The sequence below is a fragment of the Pseudomonas asgharzadehiana genome (genome assembly GCF_019139815.1).
Taxonomy (GTDB): Bacteria; Pseudomonadota; Gammaproteobacteria; order Pseudomonadales; family Pseudomonadaceae; genus Aquipseudomonas; species Aquipseudomonas asgharzadehiana.
Window position 1 is genome coordinate 3,000,701 of record NZ_CP077079.1, and the last position, 21,542, is coordinate 3,022,242.

The following is a 21,542-nucleotide window of genomic DNA, read 5'->3' on the forward strand; positions in this document are numbered from 1 at the left end:
TGAGTTGGCCCCCCCTCCGACTTTGCGTTAAGGCCTGGCCATGACGGCGATAAACAGCGGCGACTCCAAAAACCGCCGCAACCAATCCTGCAAGCGCCGATACGGCGTCGCCGCGAACCACTCTCGATCCACATGGGCGAACTGGCGCACGAATGGCGCCAGCGCCACATCGGCAAGGCTCAGATGATCGGCCAGCAGGTAGTCTCGCTGCGCCAGCAACCCCTCCAGCCGCTGCAAGAACACCTCACCCTGCGCCCGATAAAATTCCATCGGTTGCTGTGGGTAGCGCTCGGCGTATTTGTATTGATCCAAGTGGTGTTTGAACGCTTGATCGTTTTCCATGATCAGCGCCAACACCCTCGGCTCACCCTGGAGCAACCAGTCATCAGGATCGTTTTGCGCCAGGGCCCATTGCATGATCGCCAGGCTCTCATCAATCACCTGCCCGTTCACGCTCAACACCGGCACCGTGCCCTTGGGCGACAGCGCCAGCATCTCGGCCGGCTTGGCCTTGAGGCTGACCTCTAGAATGCGCACCGCGACCCCTGAGTAGCGCAACGCCAGGCGTGCCCGCATCGCATAAGGGCAGCGCCTGAACGAATACAGCAGCGCCTCGTTCACTTGACCTCCAGGGTGCTCAAGCCGTTGCCCTGACGCTTGACCTGGATCTGCACCGGGATGCGCTCGTGCATTTCCTGCACATGGGAAATCACCGCTACCTTGCGGCCCTGGGCCTGCAAGCCATCCAACGCGTCCATCGCCAATTGCAGCGACTCGGGGTCGAGGCTGCCGAAGCCTTCATCGATAAACAGCGATTCGATTTTCAACGTACTCGACGCCATCGACGCCAGGCCCAGAGCCAGTGCCAGCGACACCAGGAACGTCTCGCCGCCGGACAGCGAATGTACCGAGCGCAGTTCGTCGCCCATTTCGGTGTCCATCACCAGCAGGCCCAGCATGCTGCCGCCGCGCTTGAGGCGGTAGCGTCGCACCAGTTGGCGCAGTTGCACGTTGGCGTGGTGCACCAGCAGGTCAAGGTTGTAGGCCTGGGCGATCTTGCGGAACGTATCGCCGGTGGCCGAGCCGATCAGTGCATTCAGGCGCGCCCAGCGTTGCCACTCGTCGTAGGCGCTGGCGATCTGGTCGGCCAGGGCGCTGTTGGCGTCCTGGCGCCGCTGGTCTTCGGCTTGGCGCGCACGCAGTTCAGCCACCTGTTTGTCGCCCTCGGCCAGTTGCTGGTTGAGGGCGGCGAGGGCGCTGTCCAGTTGTTCGGCTTGCAGGTTGCCGTTGTGCAGGGCCTGGTGTTCGGCCAGGCGCTGCTCGCGCTCTTGCAGCAGGACCTTGGCTTGTTCCACGGCCTTCTCGCTGTGTTGCAATTGCTGGCGCAGCGCGTTGAGGTGCGCGTCGTCGAAGGCCAGCAGGCGGGCAAGGCCGGCATCATCCAGCTCGGGCTGCAACGCGCGCCATTCGCGCAGGCTGGCGTCGAGCGCCTGCTGTTCGGCGAGCAGCGCCTGTTGACGTTCCTGTTGGGCCTTGAGGTCGGCGGCCAGTTGCACCAGCGCATTGCGCGTCTCTTGCAGGTGCGCGTTGGCGTCGGTTTCGCCTTGGCGCGCCTGCGCCACGGCCTGGTCCAGTCGCTGCTGCCACTGTTCGGCGCTGGGGTGCTCGCCCAGCAAGTCGCGCAGTTTTCCCTCGGCGGCTTGCTGATGTGTGGCCAGCTCGCCGACCTGCTGGGCCAATGCCTCAAGTTGCTGCTGGCGATGCTGTTGGTGGGTCTGTTGTTTCTCGATGACCTGTTGGCGTTCCTGTTGCTCGGCCAGCTCATCACGTTGGTGGCCCAGTTGCTCCAGGCGTTGGCTGACCTGTTGGTCCAATTGCATGAACGTTGCCGCGGGCTCCTTGCGCAGACCCTCCAGGGTTTCGGCCGGCAACAGGCTGGCGAAGGCGTTGAGTTCTTCGTCGAGGCGTTCGCGGTCGTTGGACAGTTCGCGCTGCTGGTCCACCAGCAACTGACGGGCTTGCTGGCTGGCGTCCTGGGCGGCTTGCAATTGTTGCTGCAAGCGCCCGGCGTTTTGTTGCAGGTTGAGCAGGGCGGCCTGGCGCTGTTCGTCCTGGCTGATGCTTTGCGTCAGTTGGGCCAGTTGCTGGGCCAGCCAGGGGCTACGTTTGGCGGCGTCCTGGTTGAACAGCGAAGCGGCCAGCGGATGTGCATCCAGGCTGGGCTGGAGCGCCTGTTGTTGCGCGGCCACTTGCTCCTGTTGGTGCAGGAACTCCTTTTGCTGGGCGATCAGCCCGCCAACTTCGCCACGCAGCTCGGTGAGTTGTTCCTTGAGGGTGTCGACGGCTTTCTGCGCCGTGGCCTCTTCGGTTTCGTCATGGCGGCCGAGGCTTTGCAGCAGCGCTTCGGGTTGGTGGTACGGGTGCTCATGGCTGCCGCACACCGGGCAGGGCTGGTCGTCCTGCAACTGCTCGCGCAACTCTTCGACGCTGGCACTGCGCGCCAGGCGTTGGCGTTCGAGCAGTTGCTTGGTCACTGTCAGCGTCTGCTCGGCGACCGTCAGTTCGGCCTTGGCTTGCAGGCCGGCCTTGTTGAGTTGTTCACGCTGTTGCTGGGCGTCGGCGAGTTTTTGCGTCAGCGTGACGGCTTGCTGGTCCAGCTGTTGGCTGCTGTCCCAGAGGCGCGTGAGGTCTTCAAAGGCGCGCTGCTGCTTGCGATTGTCCTGCAACAGGCTGGCGAGCAGTTGGATCTGCTCGGCCACCGCATGGGGTTCGGCGCCGGCCTCTTGGTACAGCAGGTCCAGCGACTCGCGTTGTGCGCTGAGTTGTTCGGCGGCGCGGGTGGCGCGTTCTTCCAGTTGCGGCAGTTCTTCCTGGCCCTTTTTCAGGCGGCTGCCAATCACCATGAGTTGTTGCAGGCGCTCGCGCTGGTAGGTCCAGCCCTCGCTCAACGGCGCCAGGGCCGTGCTGCGCTCAAGCTCGGCGCCCAGGCGTTGCAGGCGCCCGGCAACCTGCGCTTGCTTTTCGAGCAAGCCATTGAGCAGGGTTTGGCCTTCGGTGTAGGCGGTTTGCTGCTGGAGGTGCTCTTCGGTGCGCTTGGCCAGGTCTTTGGTCAAGTGGGCGAGGGTGCTTTGTTCGTCGAAAGCCTGACGCAGCGGCGCGACCGCATCGCCCTGGTTTTTCAGGGCATCGGCCAAGGCGGCCTGGGCGGCTGCCTGCTGCTGTTGGGCTTGTTCCTGGCGTAGCTGCAGCGCGCTCTGCTGCTCGATATGCTGCTGAATCTGCGCGGCCAGAGGCGTCAGCAATGCGCTCAGTTGCGCCTGGCGTGCGAAGTGATGGCGTTGCGGCGCCAACTGTTCCAGGCGGCTGAGGTCCTGGCGTTGCTGGCCCTGGCCGGCCCACTCGGCCTCGGCGCGTTGCAGTTGCTCGGTGGCGCTGAGCTGGCGCTCCTGCCACTCGCGCAATTCCTTGAGCCAGGTGTGCTGCAACTCCAACTGCTTGAGTTGGGCCTGCCGGGTCTTGAGTTGTTGCTGGGCGTCGGCCAGTTGCTGGTCCAGGTCGGCGCGTGCTTCAGCAGCCAGGGGCACTACGCCGGTGGCCTGGTCCTGCAACTGCTTGTGGGCGTCCTTGGCCTCTTTGGCCTTGTCGAACGCGCGGCGGCCGAGTTGGCTGTACAGCGCGGTGTCGGTGAGTTTTTCCAGCAGTTCGCTGCGCTCGTTGTCGTTGGCCTTGAGGAAGGCGCTGAATTCGCTTTGCGCCAACAACACGGCGCGGGTGAACTGCTCGAAATTCAGGCCCAGGGCCAGTTCCAACTGGGTTTTGTATTCGGTTTTCTGGCTGGCCAGCAGTTGCTCGCTGTCCAGGTCGATCAGGCTCTGGCGGCTGTTCTGCAACTTGCCGCTGGCCTTGTCGCGTGCGCGGTTGGCCTCCCAGCGCGCCCGATAGCGACGGCCGCTGACGCCGACAAAATCCACCTCGGCATAGCCGCCGCCAGTGCCGCGGCGCAGCAGCGTGCGCGGGTCGCCGATGGCAATATCGCTGTCGGCATCGGGCATTTTGGCCTGGCCGGTATCGCCCAGGCGCGGCACGGCGCCAAACAGCGCCAGGCACAAGGCGTCAAGCAAGGTGCTTTTGCCGGCGCCGGTCGGCCCGGTAATCGCAAACAACCCGGCGCTGGCCAGGGGCTCGGCGGTAAAGTCGATCTCGAACGGCCCAGCGAGGGAGGCGAGGTTTTTCAGGCGGATGGCGAGGATCTTCATGGCTGCTCCTCCTGGTGTTGCACTTCCTGGAGCAGCACGGCGAAGTCCTGCAAGGTCTGTTCGTCCACTTCACTGCCGTAGCTGTCTTGCCAGGCGCGGCTGAACAGCTCCTGGGGCGTGAGCTGGTCGAGTTCGATCAAGCGTTCGTCGTCTGGGTGCTCGCTGCTTCGTTTACCGGCGTATTCGGCGGCGATGCGCACCAGGCGCACGGCCTTGCCTTGCAGGGCGGTTTCGATTTGCTGGCGCAGGTCCGGTTGCGGCTCGTCGAGGCGCACACGCACTTCCAGCCAGGGATGGCGCTGGGTTTCGGCCAGCAGATCGACGTCGGGCAGGTCGGCCAATTGCGTAAGGATATCGGCCAGGGGCGCCGCTTCCAGACGTTGCAGGTTGACCGAGCGCGGAATCAGGATAGGTTCGACGCTGACCAGCGCTTGGCCCTGGAACGTTACGTCGAGAATCTGGTGTTTGTAGCCGATTTCGGAAAACGACAGTGGAATCGGCGAGCCGCTGTAACGAATGCGCTCTTCGCCATTGACCTTTTGCGGCTTGTGCAAATGGCCGAGGGCAACATAGCCGACACTTTTGTCGAACAGGCTGGCCGGCAGCGCCTCGGCATTGCCGATGACCAGGCTGCGTTCGGAGTCTTGCGACACTGAGCCACCGGCCATGTGCGCGTGGCTGACGGCAATCAGCGCCTGGCCTTTTTTGCGTTTGGCGTTGGCGGCGGCGATCAACCTCTCGTGCACCTGGCCGATCCCGCGCAGATAGTCGTCACCCAGGTGCGCGCCGGTCACTTGCGCGGGGCGCAGGAACGGCAGCGCCAGGCACCACGCGGCGATCTTGCCTTTGGCATCCGGCAGGGGAATCAGCAGGCGCTCGGCATCCAGTTGGCCGTCATCCAGCCACAGCACGCAACCGAGCGCATGGGTGCGCAAACGGCGCATCAGCGGCGCCGGCAGCTCGATACGCGAACCGGAGTCGTGGTTGCCGGCGATCATCACGATGGTCAGCGTAGGGTTTTGCTCGTGGGCGCTGATGATGAAGTCATACAGACGCTCCTGGGCCTTGAGCGGCGGGTTGACCGTGTCGAATATATCGCCGGCGATCAGCAGCGCATCGGGGTGGTGGTCACTGATCTGGCGCAGCAGCCACTCAAGGAAACAGGCATGTTCGAAGTCGCGTTCCTGGCCGTGCAGGTTTTGGCCAAGGTGCCAGTCGGAGGTGTGGAACAGACGCAAGGCGAACTCCGTGGAGAAGATGAAAAGGAGGGGAGTTTACCTGTAAAAGCCGATGGGGTGCCCGGGATGACGCCGGTCAAATGTGGGAGGGTTGATCCCGATAGTGTCGGGTCAGCCGGCTTATCTGTAACTGACTCACCGCCATCGGGAGCAAGCCCCCTCCCACAGGCATTTTGTGATGCCAGAGAGAGTGGGTCATTTGGGATACAGCGGCGGCAAGCTGGTGGCATCCGCAGCCGTTTCCAGTTCACGCTCGGCCATTGGAATGGCCTTGATCGCCCGCCACAAGTCTTCACCCAGCCAATACTGGCCGCTCTCGCTGTACAGCGCGCCGTTCAAGCCATCCAGCGCGTCCGACAGCGGTACAAACCGGGCCGCCATGTCGGCCAGGGTTTCCGGCTGTTGGCGCGCCCAGGCGTCGAGGGCCTGGCGGGTGGCGTGCGGGTCGTTGGCCTGGGTGGCGCGCTTGAGGTCGTCGAGCAAGGTGCGTGGGCTGGGGCCGGTTTGCGCGGCGCGCAGTACCGCCGGTTGCGAGCGTGCGCGCCACCACAGGCCGAAGCCCAGCAGGGTGGTGCAGGCCAGCAGCAGGGTACTCAGTTGCCACAGCCACAGGCGGCTATCGTCCGGCGCGGTGATGATGGTGGGTGTGGCGGGCGTGTCCACCATCAGGCTCGGGTTGTTGGCCACTTGCAAGGTGCGTGCGGGCAGGCTGGTGCGTTCGAGGTGGTCTTCGTGGGTGTTCCACCACACCACTTCAACGGCCGGCAACTCCAGCGTACCCATACGGTTGGGCACCAGCGCTTCGCGGTCTTCGCGGCTGCCGATCAGGCCGCGGTCGCTGGTCTGGTTGCCCAGCACCGGTTGGTCCGGGTAGCGGCGCAGGCCATTGATGTCGGTGCTCGGCAGTGCGGGCAGTTGCGCGCTGGACAGGCCTTCGGCCTTGACCGTGAGGCTGCGCGTCAGGGAATCGCCGACTTGTACATGCTCAGGCTCCGGGTTCCAGCCTTCGCTCAGGGTCAGGCTGCGCGCCGGCAACCAGGGGGTGTCGGCCGGATACAGCGCCGGCTTGGGCTTGACCGCCAACGCCAGCGGCGCCGAACTCACGTGGATCAGCTTGCCGGGCTTGGTGCCTTGCAGGGTGTTTTCTTGTGGCGGGCGGGGTTCCACCAACGTGGCGCTGAAGGTCTGCGTCGGAATATCCAGGGTGCCGCTGTGCTGCGGGTAGATCGCATAGCGGGTTTCGATCACGCCGTGGCGGATGCTGTTGATGACTTTTTCGTAGGTACGCGACTCGCCCAACTGCTCCACGCGTGCATCGGGAATTTGCAAGGGGGTGAGGCTGCTGTCGTCATACAGCGACACCGAGTGGTACACGCGCACCGTCAACAGCGCCTGGGCCTGCACGTACACGCTGGTCTGGTCGAGGTTGGCTTCGACAAACACCGGCGCCAGTTCGGCGTTGGTGTTCTGGCTGGCGGTTTCCATCACTTGCAGGCTGATCGGCTGGGTCTGGTAGTCGCCCACCTGCAACGGTGGGATCACCACCGTGCCGTTTTCCTTGGGCAGCAGGGTGATGATCCAGCGCGTGGTGGCGTGATTATCGCCGCCCAGGGTGGTGAGCTGGTTGAGCTGGCGCGTGCCGCTGACTTCGAACTGCGCATCCAGCGGCGACAGGTCGGGCTTGCCGAACTGGGTGACGTCGCTCGATTCCACCGTCAGTTCTACTGTCTCGCCGGAATTGAGGCGGCTGCGGTCGACGCTGGCAACCAGGTTCGCCGCCTGGGCGTCGCTTGCCGATAACGCGAGCAGAAGCAGAAGGGTGGTGCGGCGGCTCATCGAGTCTTGTCCTGATGTTGTTGCTGTTCGTACCAGAATTTGCGGCGCAGCAGCTCGCCGGGGTTGTCCGGGATCTCCCGCAGCCATTGTTCCAGGGCTTGGCGATGTTCGCCGTCGAGACTGGCGTTGGCGGGAAGCAGCGGCGGCGTGGTGGTGCGCTCGTCGCCCAGCTCGCTGCCCGGTACTTCGTTATTGCCGGTGTGCGTCGGGGCGCCGGCCTGGGTATCACCGGCGCCGGCTTCGCCCTGGCCCTGGGCCGATTCCTCGCCACCCGTGGCGTTTTGCCCCGTGGCACCCGGTTGCGCAGTTTGGCCGGGTTGGGTGGTTTCGTCATCTTCGTTTTTTGCCGGCGGCTCGGGCTCGGGCTGCGCCTGCTGCTGCATCAGGGTTTCCACCAGGGCCTTGTTTTTCAGCGCCGGTTGCAGGTCGGGCTGGGCTTCCAGGGCCTGTTCGTAGGCGTCGATGGCGGCTTCCAGCTCACCAGACCTGGCCAGCGCGTTGCCGCGGTTGTAATGGGAGTAGGCATCGTTGCCCTCGGCAAACCGTTTGATGGCCTCGGCATAGTTGCCGGCCTCGTACAGCGCCACGCCTTGCCATTGGGTGTCCTGAAAATGCTCGGCGGCCTCGGCCGGGCGCTTTTTCTTCAGCAGGTATTGGCCTTGCTGGTCGGGGCGCAGCCACAGGTCCTGAAGCTCAAAAGCATAGCTGGGCTGCGGCGCGGCCATCAGCAGCAGCGGCAGGCAGAGCAGCCAGCCACGGCGACCGGCGCAGGCCGCCAGCAGCAGCAAGGGCAGCAGCAGCCAGTAACCCTGGTCGGCCCAGGTGTCCAGGTGCAGCAACTGGCCGTCGTTGCGCAGGGCTTGCGGCGGGTCGAGCACGCCGAGCTGGCGCAGGTCTTTGTCGTCCAGGCGCGCCGCACGGTAACGCCCACCCATCTCGCTAGCGAAGGCCTTGAGCGTCGGGCTGTCGAGGCGCGGCACCAGGATCGCTCCTTGTTCGTCCTTGAGGAACTCGCCGCTTTCCTGGGTCACCGGTGTGCCTTCGCGGCTGCCGATGCCCAGAATCGACAAGGGCGGCGACGGGTTGCTTTGCAGCAGTAGGCGAATGCCCTGGCGTTCCTGTTTGGACAACGACGAGCCGATCAGCAGCAGGCGCCCTTGGCCAAGGCCGCTCTGGTTGAGCAGGCCCAGGGCCTTCTCCACGGCCAGGTCGGCGCGGTGGCCGGGCTCGGGCATGATCGAGGGGCGCAGGGCTTCGAGCAGGTTGCGGCTGGTGGCCAGGTCGTCCGACAGCGGCACCAGGGTGTGGGCGCTGCCGGCGTACACGATGATGGCGGTTTGCGCATCGCTGCGCGCCTGCAGCAGGTCATACAGTTTGCGGCGTGCCTGCTCCAGGCGATTGGGCGGGCTGTCGGTGGCGAGCATTTCCGGGGTCAGCTCCAGCAACACGACCAACGGGTCGGAAGGCTTCTGGCTGGTTTGTTCCACCCGTTGCCAACTGGGACCAAGCAATGCCAGCACGGCCAGCAGCCAGGCCATGCCAAGCACCACCCAGGGGGATTTGCTCTCGCGGCCATTGCCACCGCTGAGCAGCACGGCATGGAAGGCCGGCGGCAGGAGCATCTGCCAGCGGCCGGCGCGTTTTTGCCGGTGCCATAACTGCCACAGCAACCAGCCGAGCAGCGGCAGCAGCAATAGCCACCAGGGACGGAACCAGTGCGGCCACAGGTCGATCATCGACGCCTCCGCAAGCGCAGGCGTTGCAGGCGCTGGCGCCATTGCGGGTGCTGTTGCAGGAAGATCCCCTTGCTCGACAGTTTGTTGAACCAGCGTTGCAGTGCATTGTTCGGCCAACGTTCCTGAATCACCAGCAACATGCTCAGAATCAGCGCCAGCGCCAATGGGCCACTGTATAGCGCCTGGGCCGGGCGCGCCTGGGTCGGTTGTTGTTCGACGGGTTCGAGTCGGTCGAGGGTCTGCTTGATGGTTTGCAGTTCTTCGCCGTCGCGGGCACGAAAGTACTGGCCGCCGGTGGCTGCGGCGATGGCCTTGAGCGCCGGTTCATCGAGGTCCAGGCTCGGGTTGACGCCGAGGATGCCCAGGGAACCGGTTTGCTCCGGGTCGGCGCCGATGCCGATGGGGTAGATTTTCACACCTTCTTCGGCCGCCAGGCGCGCGGCGGTCAGCGGGTCGATCTGCCCGGCGTTGTTGGCGCCGTCGGTGACCAGGATCAGCACGCGGCTTTGCGCCGGACGCTGGCGCAGGCGTTTGAGCGCCAGGCCGATGGCGTCGCCGATGGCGGTGTTTTTGCCGGCGATGCCGATGCGCGCTTCATCCAGCCAGGTGCGTACGGTGCGCCGGTCGAACGTCAGCGGCGCTTGCAGGTAGGCCTGGCTGCCGAACAGGATCAGGCCCACGCGGTCGCCGTCGCGGCCTTCAAGGAAGTCACCGAGCAGGTGCTTGACCAGGCTCAGTCGGCTTACATCGTCGTCCTGCCAGTGCATGTCGGGAAAATCCATGGAGCCGGACACGTCCACCGCCACCAGCAAATCGCGGCCACTGGCGGCAATCGGCAGCGGTTCACCCAACCATTGCGGGCGTGCGGCGGCGCTCAACAGCAGCAGCCACAGCACCACGAACGGCGCTTGTTGGCGCCAGCCCGGCAGGTTCGCGCGGGCACGGCGCCGGGCTAGGCCTTCGAGGTCGCCGAGGTAGCTGACTTTAAGTGCCGGCTCGCCGCTGTCGGCCACCGGCAGGATCAAGCGCATCAACCAGGGCAAGGGCAGCAGGGCGAAGATCCACGGCCAGGCGAACTCAAACATGTTTGCGAATCCAGGTGTCGACGGCCTGGGTCAGGCCGGCGATGGCCTTGTCGTCGAGTTTGCATTCGGGCTTGTAGGCGCCTTCCACCAGCACCATCCAGCGCGTGAGGCCGGCGGCCGGGCAACGGTTGTCGAGGAATGCCAGCCATTTGCGCCCGTTGAGGGTGTGGCTCTGGCTATAGGGGTAGTCGTTGCGGCACAGGCGCTTGAGCAGGCCATTGAGTTGTTGCAGCCAGGCACCGGCAGGCGCGCCGTCGTAGGGCTTGGGCATCAGTGCCAGTTCCGCCAGGGCGGCGATGCGCAGCGGGTCCAGCGGTTGTTCGGCACGCGCCAGCGGGCGCCGCGCGGGCACAAAACGGCGCAGCGACCATAACCCCCAACCGAGCAGAGGGATTACCAGCAGCAACACCCACCAGCCCGGCGCGGGTGGCCAGAAGCCGATGGGCGGCGGGGCGATCAGCGGTTGCAGTTGGTCGAGGTTGCTCATTGTTTTTTAGCCGGGCGTTGCGGGTTGAGGTATTCGCGCAGTTGCTCGACCATTTCGCTCTGGGTGCTCAAGGGCATCAGCAACACGCGCAGCTTCTGTGCGAGCAATTCCCAGCGGGCGATGCGTGCTTCGGCCTGGGCTTTGTAGGCCTGGCGCAAATCAAAATTGAGCGTGTCCAGTTCCAACTGTGCGCCTCTCTGCGCAAAACGCAGCAGCCCGGCGGCGGGCAGGGCATGGTCCAGCGGGTCAGAGACCGGTAACAGCAGCAGGTCGCAATGGCGTGACAGCAGGCTCAACTGTTGTTCGGCACCTTCGCTCAACGCACGCTCATCGCAAATCACGATCACCAGGCTGCCGGGGCGCAGCACCTCGCGGCCACGGCGCAGGGCCATACCCAGGGCGTCGGCTTCCGGGCGGCTTTCGGTGTTGAGGCTCTGGTTGACCCGCACCAGGCGGTTCAGTAGTTGCAACAGGCTTTGTTTACTGCGTCGCGGTTTGATTTCGTAGTGCTCGTTGTCGCCGAACACCAACCCGCCGACCCGGTCGTTATGCCCCAGCGCCGCCCAGCCGATCAGGCTGGCCGCCTGGGCCGCGAGCACGGATTTGAACATCTGCCCCGAACCGAAAAACAGCCGGCAGCTTTGCTCGACCATGATGAAAATCGGGCGTTCACGCTCTTCGTGGAACAGCTTGGTATGCGGCTCCTGGGTACGTGCGGTGACCCGCCAGTCGATGGTGCGCACATCGTCGCCGGCCTGGTACACGCGCACTTGGTCGAAGTCGACCCCGCGCCCACGCAGCTTGGAGTGGTGCAGGCCGATCAATGGGCTGCGCTGACTGGGCGTGGAAAACAGCTGCACTTCGCGCACGCGGTGGCGCATCTCAATCAACTCACTGAGCGTGACGCGGATACCATCGCTGGCGTTCATCGGCTTCAAGCGACGGCAACGACGTCGAGAATGCGTTGCACCACGCGGTCCTGGTCAATGCCGGCGGCTTCGGCCTCGAACGATAGGATAATGCGGTGGCGCAGCACGTCGAACAGCACGGCCTGGATATCTTCCGGGCTCACGAAGTCACGCCCGGCCAGCCAGGCGTGGGCGCGCGCGCAACGGTCCAGGGCGATGGAACCCCTGGGGCTTGCACCATAGGCGATCCACTCGGCCATCTCCGGGTCGAACTTGGCCGGGGTGCGCGTGGCCATGACCAGTTGCACCAGGTATTCCTCCACCGCATCGGCCATGTACAGGCCGAGGATTTCCTTGCGCGCGGCGAAGATTGCCTGCTGGCTGACGCGGCGCTCGGGCTTGGTTTCGCCGTTGAGCGCTTCGCCACGGGCTTGTTGCAGGATGCGCCGCTCCACGGCCGCGTCCGGGAAACCAATCTTGACGTGCATCAGGAAACGGTCGAGCTGCGCTTCGGGCAGCGGGTAGGTGCCTTCCTGTTCGATAGGGTTTTGCGTGGCCATCACCAGGAACAGCGGCGACAGGTCATAGGTGCTGCGCCCCACACTGACCTGGCGCTCGGCCATGGCTTCGAGCAGTGCCGATTGCACCTTGGCCGGCGCGCGGTTGATTTCGTCCGCCAGCACCAGGTTGTGGAAGATCGGCCCCTGTTGGAACACAAAGCTGCCGGTTTCCGGGCGATAGATCTCCGTGCCGGTGATGTCGGCGGGCAACAGGTCGGGGGTGAACTGGATACGATGAAACTGCGCTTCGATGCCCTCGGCCAGCTCTTTGATGGCTTTGGTCTTGGCCAGCCCCGGCGCGCCTTCTACCAGCATATGGCCGTCGGCGAGCAGGGCGATCAGCAGGCGATCGATGAGTTTTTCCTGGCCGAGAATCTGCGTAGAAAGAAAGGTTCGCAGCGCAAGCAGCGCTTCACGATGTTCCATCGATGACGGTTCCTGGAAAGATGAGCCTGGGTGTCAGGGAAAAAACACCGGCCTGGGGCGCTTACTTTAATGCATCGCGGGGTAAGGCGACTAACGGAGTGACGGGTATTTTTGGCAAAACTTGTAGGAATTTTGTGTAGGAGCACGATCAATGTGGGGGGGGCTTGCTCCCGATAGCGGTGTATCAGCTACAAATAAGCTGACTGACACACTGCTATCGGGAGCAAGCCCCCTCCCACATTTGATCGTTGGTGCAGCTTAGGTCCGGGTGAAGGTGCCGGTTCCGTTGAGGATGTTTCGCAGGGTTGTCTCTACCTCGGCCAGGTCGGAGGCAGCCGTGGCGTGGGTGATCGCCAACTGGTCCTTGCCACCCAGCGCATCGGCATCGCCCGCCGCCAGCTCAATCACCAGGGTGGTGTCACTCAAGGTGACTTTCAGCCCATCCAGGGTTGACGGCTCGTAATCCCAGGTCAGCTCAACCTCATCTTCATCAGGGTAACGGCTGAGCATGAACATCTCGCCGTTTTTACCGTGGCAGCAGAGCATGGCCATGTTGTCTTCTTCTTCGTCGCACGGGGTGGCCATCAGGGCGTCGGTTTTCAGCTGCAGCATGGGGAATCCTGTGTGGGGTAGGGCGTTGCGCGGGGTAATTGTGCCATTGCGGCGAATTTTTCGCTGCATGCCCTGTCACAACCGGGGCATGACCTTACGGGCCAAACCAGTCATTTTCGGTACTCGCGGGTTTGAAAATTGCCTGTTTATCCGCCGCAAATCCCAGGTTGCACCCGTCGCAACCCCTAGCCTGCTTACCGATGACCGAATATGTCGCAGCGCTGCAAGAGCAGGGCTTCTACACTCGTTAAGCTGCGCAACGGATGTGCACGTTCCAGGCGCCTGACCTGCCCGTCGTACCGTCACCCGGCAAGGTGCGCATCTTATGGAAGTTGTATGTGACCTGACTGTCCTGTCCAGCTTCACCCACCTGTCACCCTGATTCGTTTATGGTGCTTAACTGGCTACCAGCGATCAGAGCTGACGGTCTCCCCGCAAGGGGATAACACGCGACGCTTCCATCAATAACAAGCCCAAGCGGAGTACCACAGATGGCGTTCTTCACCGCAGCCAGCAAGGCCGACTTCCAGCATCAACTGCAAGCGGCACTGGCGCAGCACATCAGTGAACAGGCACTGCCACAAGTGGCGCTGTTCGCTGAACAATTCTTCGGCATCATTTCCCTGGACGAACTGACCCAGCGTCGCCTTTCCGACCTGGCCGGTTGCACCCTGTCTGCCTGGCGCCTGCTTGAGCGCTTTGATCACACCCAACCGCAAGTGCGGGTCTACAACCCCGATTACGAACGTCATGGCTGGCAGTCGACCCACACCGCGGTCGAAGTGCTGCACCATGACCTGCCATTCCTGGTGGACTCGGTACGCACCGAGCTGAATCGCCGTGGCTACAGCATCCATACCCTGCAAACCACCGTACTCAGCGTGCGCCGTGGCAAGAAGGGCGAGTTGCTGGAAGTCCTGCCAAAAGGCACCCAGGGCGAAGGCATCGAGCAAGAATCGCTGATGTACCTGGAAATCGACCGCTGCGCCAACACCGCCGAGTTGAGCGTGTTGAGCAAGGAACTCGAACAGGTATTGGGCGAAGTGCGCGTGGCGGTGGCCGATTTCGAGCCGATGAAAGCCAAGGTCCAGGACCTGCTCGCCGGGATCGACGCCAGCCGGTTCAGCATCGACGGCGAAGAAAAAGCCGAGATCAAGAACTTCCTGGAATGGCTGGTGGGCAACCACTTCACCTTCCTTGGCTATGAAGAATTCGTGGTACGTGACGAGGCGGACGGCGGTCATATCGAATATGACGCCGGCTCGTTCCTCGGTCTGACCAAGCTGCTGCGCGCCGGCCTCACCGCCGATGACCTGCGCATCGAAGACTACGCCGTGTCGTACCTGCGTGAACCGACCGTGCTGTCGTTCGCCAAGGCCGCGCACCCAAGCCGCGTGCACCGCCCGGCCTACCCGGACTACGTGTCGATCCGCGAGATTGACGCCGACGGCAAGGTCGTCAAGGAATGCCGCTTCATGGGCCTGTACACCTCGTCGGTGTATGGCGAAAGCGTGCGGGTTATTCCGTACATCCGCCGCAAGGTCGCCGAGATCGAACGCCGCTCGGGCTTCCAGGCCAAGGCGCACTTGGGCAAGGAGCTTGCACAAGTCGTTGAAGTGCTGCCGCGGGATGACCTGTTCCAGACCCCGGTCGACGAGCTGTTCAGCACCGTGATGTCGATTGTGCAGATCCAGGAACGCAATAAGATCCGCGTGTTCCTGCGCAAAGACCCGTACGGGCGTTTCTGCTACTGCCTGGCCTATGTGCCGCGCGACATCTATTCCACCGAAGTGCGCCAGAAGATCCAGCAAGTGCTGATGGATCGCCTGAAAGCCTCGGACTGCGAGTTCTGGACCTTCTTCTCCGAATCCGTGCTGGCCCGGGTCCAGCTGATTCTGCGGGTAGACCCGAAGAACCGCCTCGATATCGACCCGCTGCAACTGGAAAAAGAAGTGGTACAGGCCTGCCGCAGCTGGCAGGACGACTACTCCAGCCTGGTGGTGGAGAGCTTCGGCGAAGCCCACGGCACCAACGTGCTGGCGGACTTCCCGAAAGGCTTTCCCGCCGGTTACCGCGAGCGTTTCGCCGCGCATTCGGCGGTGGTCGACATGCAGCACCTGCTCAGCCTGACCGAAGCCAACCCACTGGTGATGAGCTTCTACCAGCCGCTTGGCCAGGTCTCCGGCCAGCGTGAGCTGCATTGCAAGCTCTACCACGCCGACACGCCGCTGGCGCTGTCCGACGTGCTGCCGATCCTGGAAAACCTCGGTTTGCGCGTGCTGGGCGAGTTCCCGTATCGCCTGCGCCACGCCAATGGCCGCGAGTTCTGGATCCATGACTTTGCGTTCATCGCCGCCGAAGGCGTGAACCTGGATATCCAGCAGCTCAACGACACCTTGCAGGACGCGTTCGTGCATATCGTGCATGGCGATGCCGAGAACGATGCGTTCAACCGCCTGGTACTCACCGCCGGCCTGCCATGGCGCGACGTCGCGCTGCTGCGTGCCTATGCGCGTTACCTCAAGCAGATCCGCCTGGGCTTCGACCTCGGTTACATCGCCAGCACCCTGAACAACCACACCGACATCGCCCGCGAGTTGACCCGGTTGTTCAAGACCCGTTTCTACCTGGCGCGCAAGCTCACCGCCGATGACCTGGAAGACAAGCAGCAACGCCTGGAGCAAGCGATCCTCAGCGCCCTGGACGACGTTCAGGTGCTCAACGAGGACCGCATCCTGCGGCGCTACCTGGACCTGATCAAGGCCACCCTGCGCACCAACTTCTATCAGACCGACGCCAACGGCCAGAACAAGTCGTACTTCAGCTTCAAGTTCGACCCGCGTGCCATCCCCGAGCTGCCCAAGCCGGTGCCGAAGTTTGAAATCTTTGTGTACTCGCCACGAGTTGAAGGCGTGCACCTGCGCTTCGGTAACGTGGCGCGGGGCGGCCTGCGCTGGTCCGACCGTGAAGAAGATTTCCGCACCGAAGTATTGGGCCTGGTAAAAGCCCAGCAAGTGAAGAACTCGGTGATCGTGCCGGTGGGCGCCAAGGGCGGCTTCCTGCCGCGTCGCCTGCCGTTGGGCGGCAGCCGGGACGAGATCGCGGCCGAGGGCATCGCGTGCTACCGCATCTTCATTTCCGGCCTGTTGGACATCACCGACAACCTGAAGGACGGCGCCCTGGTGCCTCCGGCCAACGTCGTGCGTCATGACGACGATGACCCGTACCTGGTGGTGGCGGCGGACAAGGGCACTGCGACCTTCTCCGACATCGCCAACGGCATCGCTATCGACTACGGCTTCTGGCTGGGCGACGCGTTCGCCTCCGGCGGTTCCGCCGGTTACGACCACAAGAAGATGGGCATCACCGCCAAGGGCGCGTGGGTGGGTGTGCAGCGTCACTTCCGTGAGCGCGGCATCAACGTGCAGGAAGACAGCATCACGGTGGTCGGCGTCGGCGATATGGCCGGCGACGTGTTCGGTAACGGCTTGCTGATGTCCGACAAGCTGCAACTGGTCGCGGCCTTCAACCACCTGCATATCTTCATCGACCCGAACCCGAACCCGGCCACCAGCTTCGTCGAGCGCCAGCGCATGTTCGAGCTGCCGCGTTCGGCCTGGACCGACTACGACACCAGCATCATGTCCGAAGGTGGCGGTATCTTCTCGCGTAGCGCGAAGAGCATTGCCATCTCGCCACAGATGAAAGAACGCTTCGACATCCAGGCCGACAAGCTGACCCCGACCGAACTGCTGAACGCCTTGCTCAAGGCGCCGGTGGACCTGTTGTGGAACGGCGGCATCGGCACCTATGTCAAGGCCAGCACCGAGAGCCACGCCGATGTGGGCGACAAGGCTAACGATGCGTTGCGCGTCAACGGCAACGAGTTGCGCTGCAAGGTGGTGGGCGAGGGCGGCAACCTCGGCATGACCCAGCTGGGTCGCGTGGAATTCGGCCTCAATGGCGGCGGCTCCAACACCGACTTCATCGACAACGCCGGTGGCGTGGACTGCTCCGACCACGAAGTGAACATCAAGATCCTGCTCAACGAAGTGGTGCAGGCCGGTGACATGACCGACAAGCAACGCAACCAGTTGCTGGCGAGCATGACCGACGAAGTCGGCAGCCTGGTGTTGGGCAACAACTACAAGCAAACCCAGGCCCTGTCCCTGGCTGCCCGCAAGGCTTACGAGCGAGCTGCCGAGTACAAGCGCCTGATGAGCGACCTGGAAGGCCGTGGCAAGCTGGACCGGGCCATTGAGTACCTGCCGACTGAAGACCAGTTGGCCGAGCGCGCCTCCGCCGGCAAGGGCCTGACCCGTCCGGAGCTGTCGGTACTGATCTCGTACAGCAAGATCGACCTCAAGGAAGCGTTGCTCAAGTCGCTGGTACCGGATGACGACTACCTCACCCGTGATATGGAAACCGCGTTCCCACCGAGCCTGGTGGCGAAATTCGGCGAAGCCATGCGTCGCCATCGTTTGAAGCGCGAGATCGTCAGCACCCAGATCGCCAACGACCTGGTCAACCACATGGGCATCACCTTCGTTCAGCGACTCAAAGAGTCGACCGGCATGAGCCCGGCGAACGTGGCGGGCGCATATGTGATCGTGCGCGACATCTTCCACCTCCCGCACTGGTTCCGTCAGATCGAAGCCCTGGACCACCAGGTTTCGGCAGACGTGCAATTGGAGCTGATGGACGAGCTGATGCGCCTGGGCCGTCGTGCTACGCGCTGGTTCCTGCGCAGCCGTCGCAACGAGCAAGATGCTGGCCGTGACACCGCGCACTTCGGTCCGCACCTGGCCGCGCTGGGGCTCAAGCTCGACGAGTTGCTGGAAGGCCCGACCCGTGAAGGCTGGCAGAACCGCTACCAGGCCTACACCCAGGCCGGCGTACCGGAGTTGTTGGCGCGCATGGTTGCAGGTACCACCCACCTGTACACCTTGCTGCCGATCATCGAAGCCGCCGACGTGACCGGGCATGACGCCGCCGAAGTGGCCAAGGCTTATTTCGCCGTCGGCAGCGCTTTGGACTTGCCGTGGTACCTGCAGCAGATCAGTGATCTGCCCGTGGCCAACAACTGGCAGGCCCAGGCGCGCGAAGCGTTCCGTGACGATGTGGACTGGCAGCAACGCGCGATCACCATCTCGGTACTGCAAATGGCCGATGCGCCACAAGACATGGAAGCCCGCGTGGCCCTGTGGCTTGAGCAGCACCAGGACATGGCCGATCGCTGGCGCGCCATGATGGTGGAAATCCGTGCCGCGGTCGGCACGGACTACGCCATGTATGCGGTCGCCAACCGTGAACTGCTGGACCTGGCGTTGAGCGGTCAGTCGGTACTGCAACCGGCTTGATTTAGCGACTAAACCAAAAGCCCCCGTCTCGTAAGAGGCGGGGGCTTTTTGTTGGAACACTATTTATCAAGTGCTGAAGGTCCAGTGTGGGAGGGGGCTTGCTCCCGATAGCAGTGGGTCAGTAAGAGGTGCATTCATTGGCACTCCGTCATCGGGAGCAAGCCCCCTCCCACATTTGGACCACCTTATAGTCTGGAGGTCAGTGGTGTTTCAGTAATTTGCTTTCCAGGTGGTCCAGGTGTTGGGTCATCAACGCCACTGCGGTGGTTGAGTCCCGATGCTCAATCGCGTCCACAATCGCCACATGCTCCTGCCACGCGCAATACGTGCAGGCTTTCGCTTCATATTGGGCAATGACCAACGACGTCAACGGCACCAGGCTGTTCAGGAACTGGGCCAGTGGGCCATTGCCGGCGATCGACGCCAAATGCAGGTGAAATTCCCCCGACAAACGAATCGCCGGCCCACGCTGGTCGCGTTCTATGCAATCGCGTTCGCACGCGATCAGTTCGCGCAACTGGCGAATGTGTGCGGGTGTGGCCTGGGCGCACGCCAGCTGCACCACGGTGATTTCGGTCATGCGCCGTGCTTCGAGAATCTGCCGGGTTTGTTGGGTATCCGGCGCCGCCACCTGGGCGCGTTGATTGGGGCGCAGGATGATTACCTGCTGATGGGACAGCTTGGCCAACACCCGGCGGATCACGCTGCGACTCACGCCGAAGGTTTCACCCAGGCTTTCCTCGGTAAAACGGCTGGCCGGCGCGATGCGTTGTTCAAGGATCGCGTCGAACAGCCGTGGGTAGATGTCATCCACTGAAGGCTTTTTACCGGCCACCAGGCGCAGGGCAGGGAGGAAAGGCTCGCGTTGCAGAGCGTGGACGGTCATGGTCGTCTCCAAAAAATCAGCTGCCCAGATGGTCGTCCGGGATGTTCAGGGCGATGCCCATGCGCAGGCCTTCCTGGAGGATGTGCCGACGCATCTCGGCGCTGGCCAAGGCACTGTTCTTGTTGCGTATGGCGCGTACTACCGCTTCGTTTTCCTGTAGGCGTTCGGCCAGGTGTTCGGGGGAATTGCGCAGCACTTGGGCGCTTTGCTTGAGGGCGTCGCGGGTCTGTTGCACCACGTTCTGGAAGATCGGGTTGGAGGTGAGGGCAAACAGCTCTTCGTGGAAGCCGATGTAGGCGTTCATCCCGGCTTCGGCATCACCGGCCTCCAGGGCCTCGCGCATGTCCATCAGGGTCAGGCGCAGTTGGCCGACATCCTTGCTGCTGATGGTCTGGGCCACCAGGCCGACAATGAATGGCTCCAGGGTGTAGCGCAGTTGCAGAATATCTTCGAGGCTGGCATGCGCCACGGCGTCGCTCGATTGCGGTTCGCTGACGCTGGTTTCGAGCACCACCACGCCTTTGCCGGGCATGGAGCGCACCAGGCCAAGGGTTTCCAGCACGATCACCGCCTCGCGCAGGCTGGGGCGGCTGATGCCCATCTGTTCGGCCAGCTCACGTTGGCCGGGCAGCATTTCACCCCGCCGCCACTGGCCCCGCTTGAGCGCGGCGCGCAGTTTTTCTACCACTGAATTGACGACGGTTGAGGTGCTGATCACGTCGTATGCTCCTTAAGCTGCGAACCCATTATTCGATACGAGGAAGGTCCAGTGTGGGAGGGAGCAAGCCCCTCCCACCGTTGATTTGTGGTGCTCATCGAATTGCTTCAGAACTCCTGATGCGCCGGCAATACCGGCTTCTTGGCCTGGAAGGCGTACCCTTGCTGGCCGTCGAGCACTTTGTTGGCGCGCTGGATATCGATGTCTTTTTCCCAGCGCGCAATCGCCACGGTGGCCACGCAGTTGCCGATCAGGTTGGTCAATGCGCGGCCGATACCCATGAACCAGTCCACCGCCAGCACCAGCACCAGGCCCACCACCGGAATTGCCGGGATCGCGGTGAGCGTCGCCGCCAGAATCACCAGCGCCGAACCGGGAATGCCGTGGGCGCCCTTGGAGGTGATCAGCGACACCAGCAGGATGGTCAGCAGGTCGGTCATCGACAGCGGCGTGCCGGTGGCGTTGGCAATAAATACGATGGCCAGGGTCAGGTAGATCGAGAAACCGTCCAGGTTGAACGAATATCCCGTCGGAATCACCAGGCCCACGGTCGAGCTGCCGATACCCAGGTGTTCGAGTTTGCGCATGACCTGCGGCAGTACCGCATCGGAGGAGGCGGTGCCCATGACGATCAGCAGTTCTTCGCGCAAGTACTTGAGCAGTGGCAGCATGCGCAGCCCCGACACGCGCATCACCACGCCGAGGATCAGCGCGACGAAAGCGAAGCAGGTCAGGTAGAACAAACCCACCAGGCTGCCCAGGTGTTGCAGCGAATCGAGGCCGTAGGTGCTGGTGGTGAAGGCGATCGCGCCGAACACGCCGATAGGCGCCAGGCGCACGATCATGCCCATGATGCGGAAAATCACATGGCTCAGCTCATTGATCAGCCGCGTGATGCCCGAGGCCGCTTCGCCCACCAGGTTCAGCGCACTGCCGAACAGCACCGAGAACAGCAGCACTTGCAACACGTTGTTGTCGGCAAAGGCGCCGATCACCGAGTTGGGGATCAGGTCCATCAGGAACTGGCTGGTGCCCTTGATGTGCTGGCCCTTGTCGGCCAGTTCATTCAGGCCGGCGGAGGAGAGTTGCTCCAGATGGATATTGGCGCCCTGGCCGATACCGGTGCTGAACGCCATGACCAGGCCGATCACCAGCGCAATGGTGGTGAGCACTTCAAAGTAGATCACCGACTTGAGGCCGATGCGCCCGACTTTCTTCAGGTCGCCGGCGCCGGAAATACCGCTGACCACCACGCAGAACACGATCAGGCCAATTAGCATTTTGATCAGCTTGATAAAGCCGTCACCCAAAGGTTTGAGTTGCGAGGAAAATTCGGGAAGGGCCAGGCCGCAGGCGATGCCGAGCATCAGGCCAATGACGACTTGGAGGAAAATCGAACGCGAGCACCATCTGAGCATGGGAGGGATCTCTATT

The 21,542-nt window shown here is 63.2% G+C and carries 14 protein-coding genes; 1 reads left to right on the forward strand and 13 read right to left on the reverse strand.

Annotated elements, in window-relative coordinates; genetic code table 11:
- Positions 1 to 27: 27 nt before the first annotated feature.
- The 10 genes from KSS96_RS13550 to KSS96_RS13595 all read right to left on the reverse strand — a co-directional run bounded on the left by KSS96_RS13550 (position 28) and on the right by KSS96_RS13595 (position 13,144).
- Positions 28 to 621 (reverse strand): glutathione S-transferase, encoded by a 594-nt coding sequence (locus KSS96_RS13550; protein WP_065878415.1) that lies wholly within the window; start codon positions 619 to 621, stop codon positions 28 to 30.
- The gene (locus KSS96_RS13555) at positions 618 to 4,256 is read right to left on the reverse strand and encodes an AAA family ATPase (RefSeq protein ID WP_137220271.1); all 3,639 of its coding nucleotides are present in this window, start codon (positions 4,254 to 4,256) and stop codon (positions 618 to 620) included. The genes KSS96_RS13550 and KSS96_RS13555 overlap by 4 nt, the downstream gene beginning before the upstream one ends.
- A complete protein-coding gene (locus tag KSS96_RS13560) occupies positions 4,253 to 5,494 on the reverse strand; it encodes an exonuclease SbcCD subunit D C-terminal domain-containing protein (RefSeq protein WP_135196550.1) in 1,242 nt (413 codons plus the stop codon). The genes KSS96_RS13555 and KSS96_RS13560 overlap by 4 nt, the downstream gene beginning before the upstream one ends.
- Positions 5,495 to 5,689: 195 nt before the next feature.
- Positions 5,690 to 7,330, reverse strand: a complete 1,641-nt coding sequence (locus KSS96_RS13565; RefSeq protein ID WP_068934807.1) for a BatD family protein — start codon at positions 7,328 to 7,330, stop codon at positions 5,690 to 5,692.
- Positions 7,327 to 9,066, reverse strand: coding sequence for a tetratricopeptide repeat protein (locus KSS96_RS13570; RefSeq protein ID WP_065878423.1), 1,740 nt, complete (start codon positions 9,064 to 9,066; stop codon positions 7,327 to 7,329). Before KSS96_RS13570 ends, KSS96_RS13565 begins: the two co-directional genes overlap by 4 nt.
- Positions 9,063 to 10,151, reverse strand: a complete 1,089-nt coding sequence (locus KSS96_RS13575; RefSeq protein ID WP_065878425.1) for a vWA domain-containing protein — start codon at positions 10,149 to 10,151, stop codon at positions 9,063 to 9,065. Before KSS96_RS13575 ends, KSS96_RS13570 begins: the two co-directional genes overlap by 4 nt.
- Positions 10,144 to 10,638 carry a DUF4381 domain-containing protein gene (locus tag KSS96_RS13580; protein ID WP_017527931.1) on the reverse strand — a complete coding sequence of 165 codons (495 nt, stop codon included), beginning with the start codon at positions 10,636 to 10,638 and terminating at the stop codon, positions 10,144 to 10,146. Before KSS96_RS13580 ends, KSS96_RS13575 begins: the two co-directional genes overlap by 8 nt.
- Positions 10,635 to 11,567 (reverse strand): DUF58 domain-containing protein, encoded by a 933-nt coding sequence (locus KSS96_RS13585; protein ID WP_017527930.1) that lies wholly within the window; start codon positions 11,565 to 11,567, stop codon positions 10,635 to 10,637. Before KSS96_RS13585 ends, KSS96_RS13580 begins: the two co-directional genes overlap by 4 nt.
- Positions 11,568 to 11,572: 5 nt before the next feature.
- Entirely contained in the window at positions 11,573 to 12,532 is a 960-nt protein-coding gene (locus tag KSS96_RS13590) for an AAA family ATPase (protein WP_003174327.1), read from the reverse strand.
- A gap of 258 nt (positions 12,533 to 12,790) precedes the next feature.
- On the reverse strand, positions 12,791 to 13,144 hold the full coding sequence (locus tag KSS96_RS13595; protein ID WP_017527929.1) for a hypothetical protein: 354 nt from the start codon (positions 13,142 to 13,144) through the stop codon (positions 12,791 to 12,793).
- Between the two features lie 491 nt (positions 13,145 to 13,635).
- On the opposite strand from KSS96_RS13595, the gene KSS96_RS13600 reads away from it, so the two are divergent.
- Positions 13,636 to 18,504 carry an NAD-glutamate dehydrogenase gene (locus KSS96_RS13600; RefSeq protein WP_017527928.1) on the forward strand — a complete coding sequence of 1,623 codons (4,869 nt, stop codon included), beginning with the start codon at positions 13,636 to 13,638 and terminating at the stop codon, positions 18,502 to 18,504.
- A gap of 199 nt (positions 18,505 to 18,703) precedes the next feature.
- On the opposite strand, the gene KSS96_RS13605 is transcribed toward KSS96_RS13600, so the two are convergent.
- The 3 genes from KSS96_RS13605 to KSS96_RS13615 all read right to left on the reverse strand — a co-directional run bounded on the left by KSS96_RS13605 (position 18,704) and on the right by KSS96_RS13615 (position 21,541).
- Positions 18,704 to 19,390 (reverse strand): GntR family transcriptional regulator, encoded by a 687-nt coding sequence (locus KSS96_RS13605; RefSeq protein ID WP_065878427.1) that lies wholly within the window; start codon positions 19,388 to 19,390, stop codon positions 18,704 to 18,706.
- 16 nt (positions 19,391 to 19,406) lie between these two features.
- Positions 19,407 to 20,108 carry a FadR/GntR family transcriptional regulator gene (locus tag KSS96_RS13610; RefSeq protein ID WP_017527926.1) on the reverse strand — a complete coding sequence of 234 codons (702 nt, stop codon included), beginning with the start codon at positions 20,106 to 20,108 and terminating at the stop codon, positions 19,407 to 19,409.
- A 107-nt stretch (positions 20,109 to 20,215) separates the two neighbouring features.
- Positions 20,216 to 21,541 (reverse strand): C4-dicarboxylate transporter DctA, encoded by a 1,326-nt coding sequence (locus KSS96_RS13615; RefSeq protein WP_177412897.1) that lies wholly within the window; start codon positions 21,539 to 21,541, stop codon positions 20,216 to 20,218.
- Between the last annotated feature and the right edge of the window lies 1 nt (position 21,542).

Bases quoted from the DNA above. Each gene is read 5' to 3' on its own strand.
- KSS96_RS13555 (WP_137220271.1), bottom strand. From the start codon at position 4,256: ATGAAGATCCTCGCCATCCGCCTGAAAAACCTCGCCTCCCTCGCTGGG.
- KSS96_RS13600 (WP_017527928.1), top strand. From the start codon at position 13,636: ATGGCGTTCTTCACCGCAGCCAGCAAGGCCGACTTCCAGCATCAACTG.
- KSS96_RS13595 (WP_017527929.1), bottom strand. From the start codon at position 13,144: ATGCTGCAGCTGAAAACCGACGCCCTGATGGCCACCCCGTGCGACGAA.
- KSS96_RS13605 (WP_065878427.1), bottom strand. From the start codon at position 19,390: ATGACCGTCCACGCTCTGCAACGCGAGCCTTTCCTCCCTGCCCTGCGC.
- KSS96_RS13590 (WP_003174327.1), bottom strand. From the start codon at position 12,532: ATGGAACATCGTGAAGCGCTGCTTGCGCTGCGAACCTTTCTTTCTACG.
- KSS96_RS13565 (WP_068934807.1), bottom strand. From the start codon at position 7,330: ATGAGCCGCCGCACCACCCTTCTGCTTCTGCTCGCGTTATCGGCAAGC.
- KSS96_RS13585 (WP_017527930.1), bottom strand. From the start codon at position 11,567: ATGAACGCCAGCGATGGTATCCGCGTCACGCTCAGTGAGTTGATTGAG.
- KSS96_RS13575 (WP_065878425.1), bottom strand. From the start codon at position 10,151: ATGTTTGAGTTCGCCTGGCCGTGGATCTTCGCCCTGCTGCCCTTGCCC.
- KSS96_RS13570 (WP_065878423.1), bottom strand. From the start codon at position 9,066: ATGATCGACCTGTGGCCGCACTGGTTCCGTCCCTGGTGGCTATTGCTG.
- KSS96_RS13580 (WP_017527931.1), bottom strand. From the start codon at position 10,638: ATGAGCAACCTCGACCAACTGCAACCGCTGATCGCCCCGCCGCCCATC.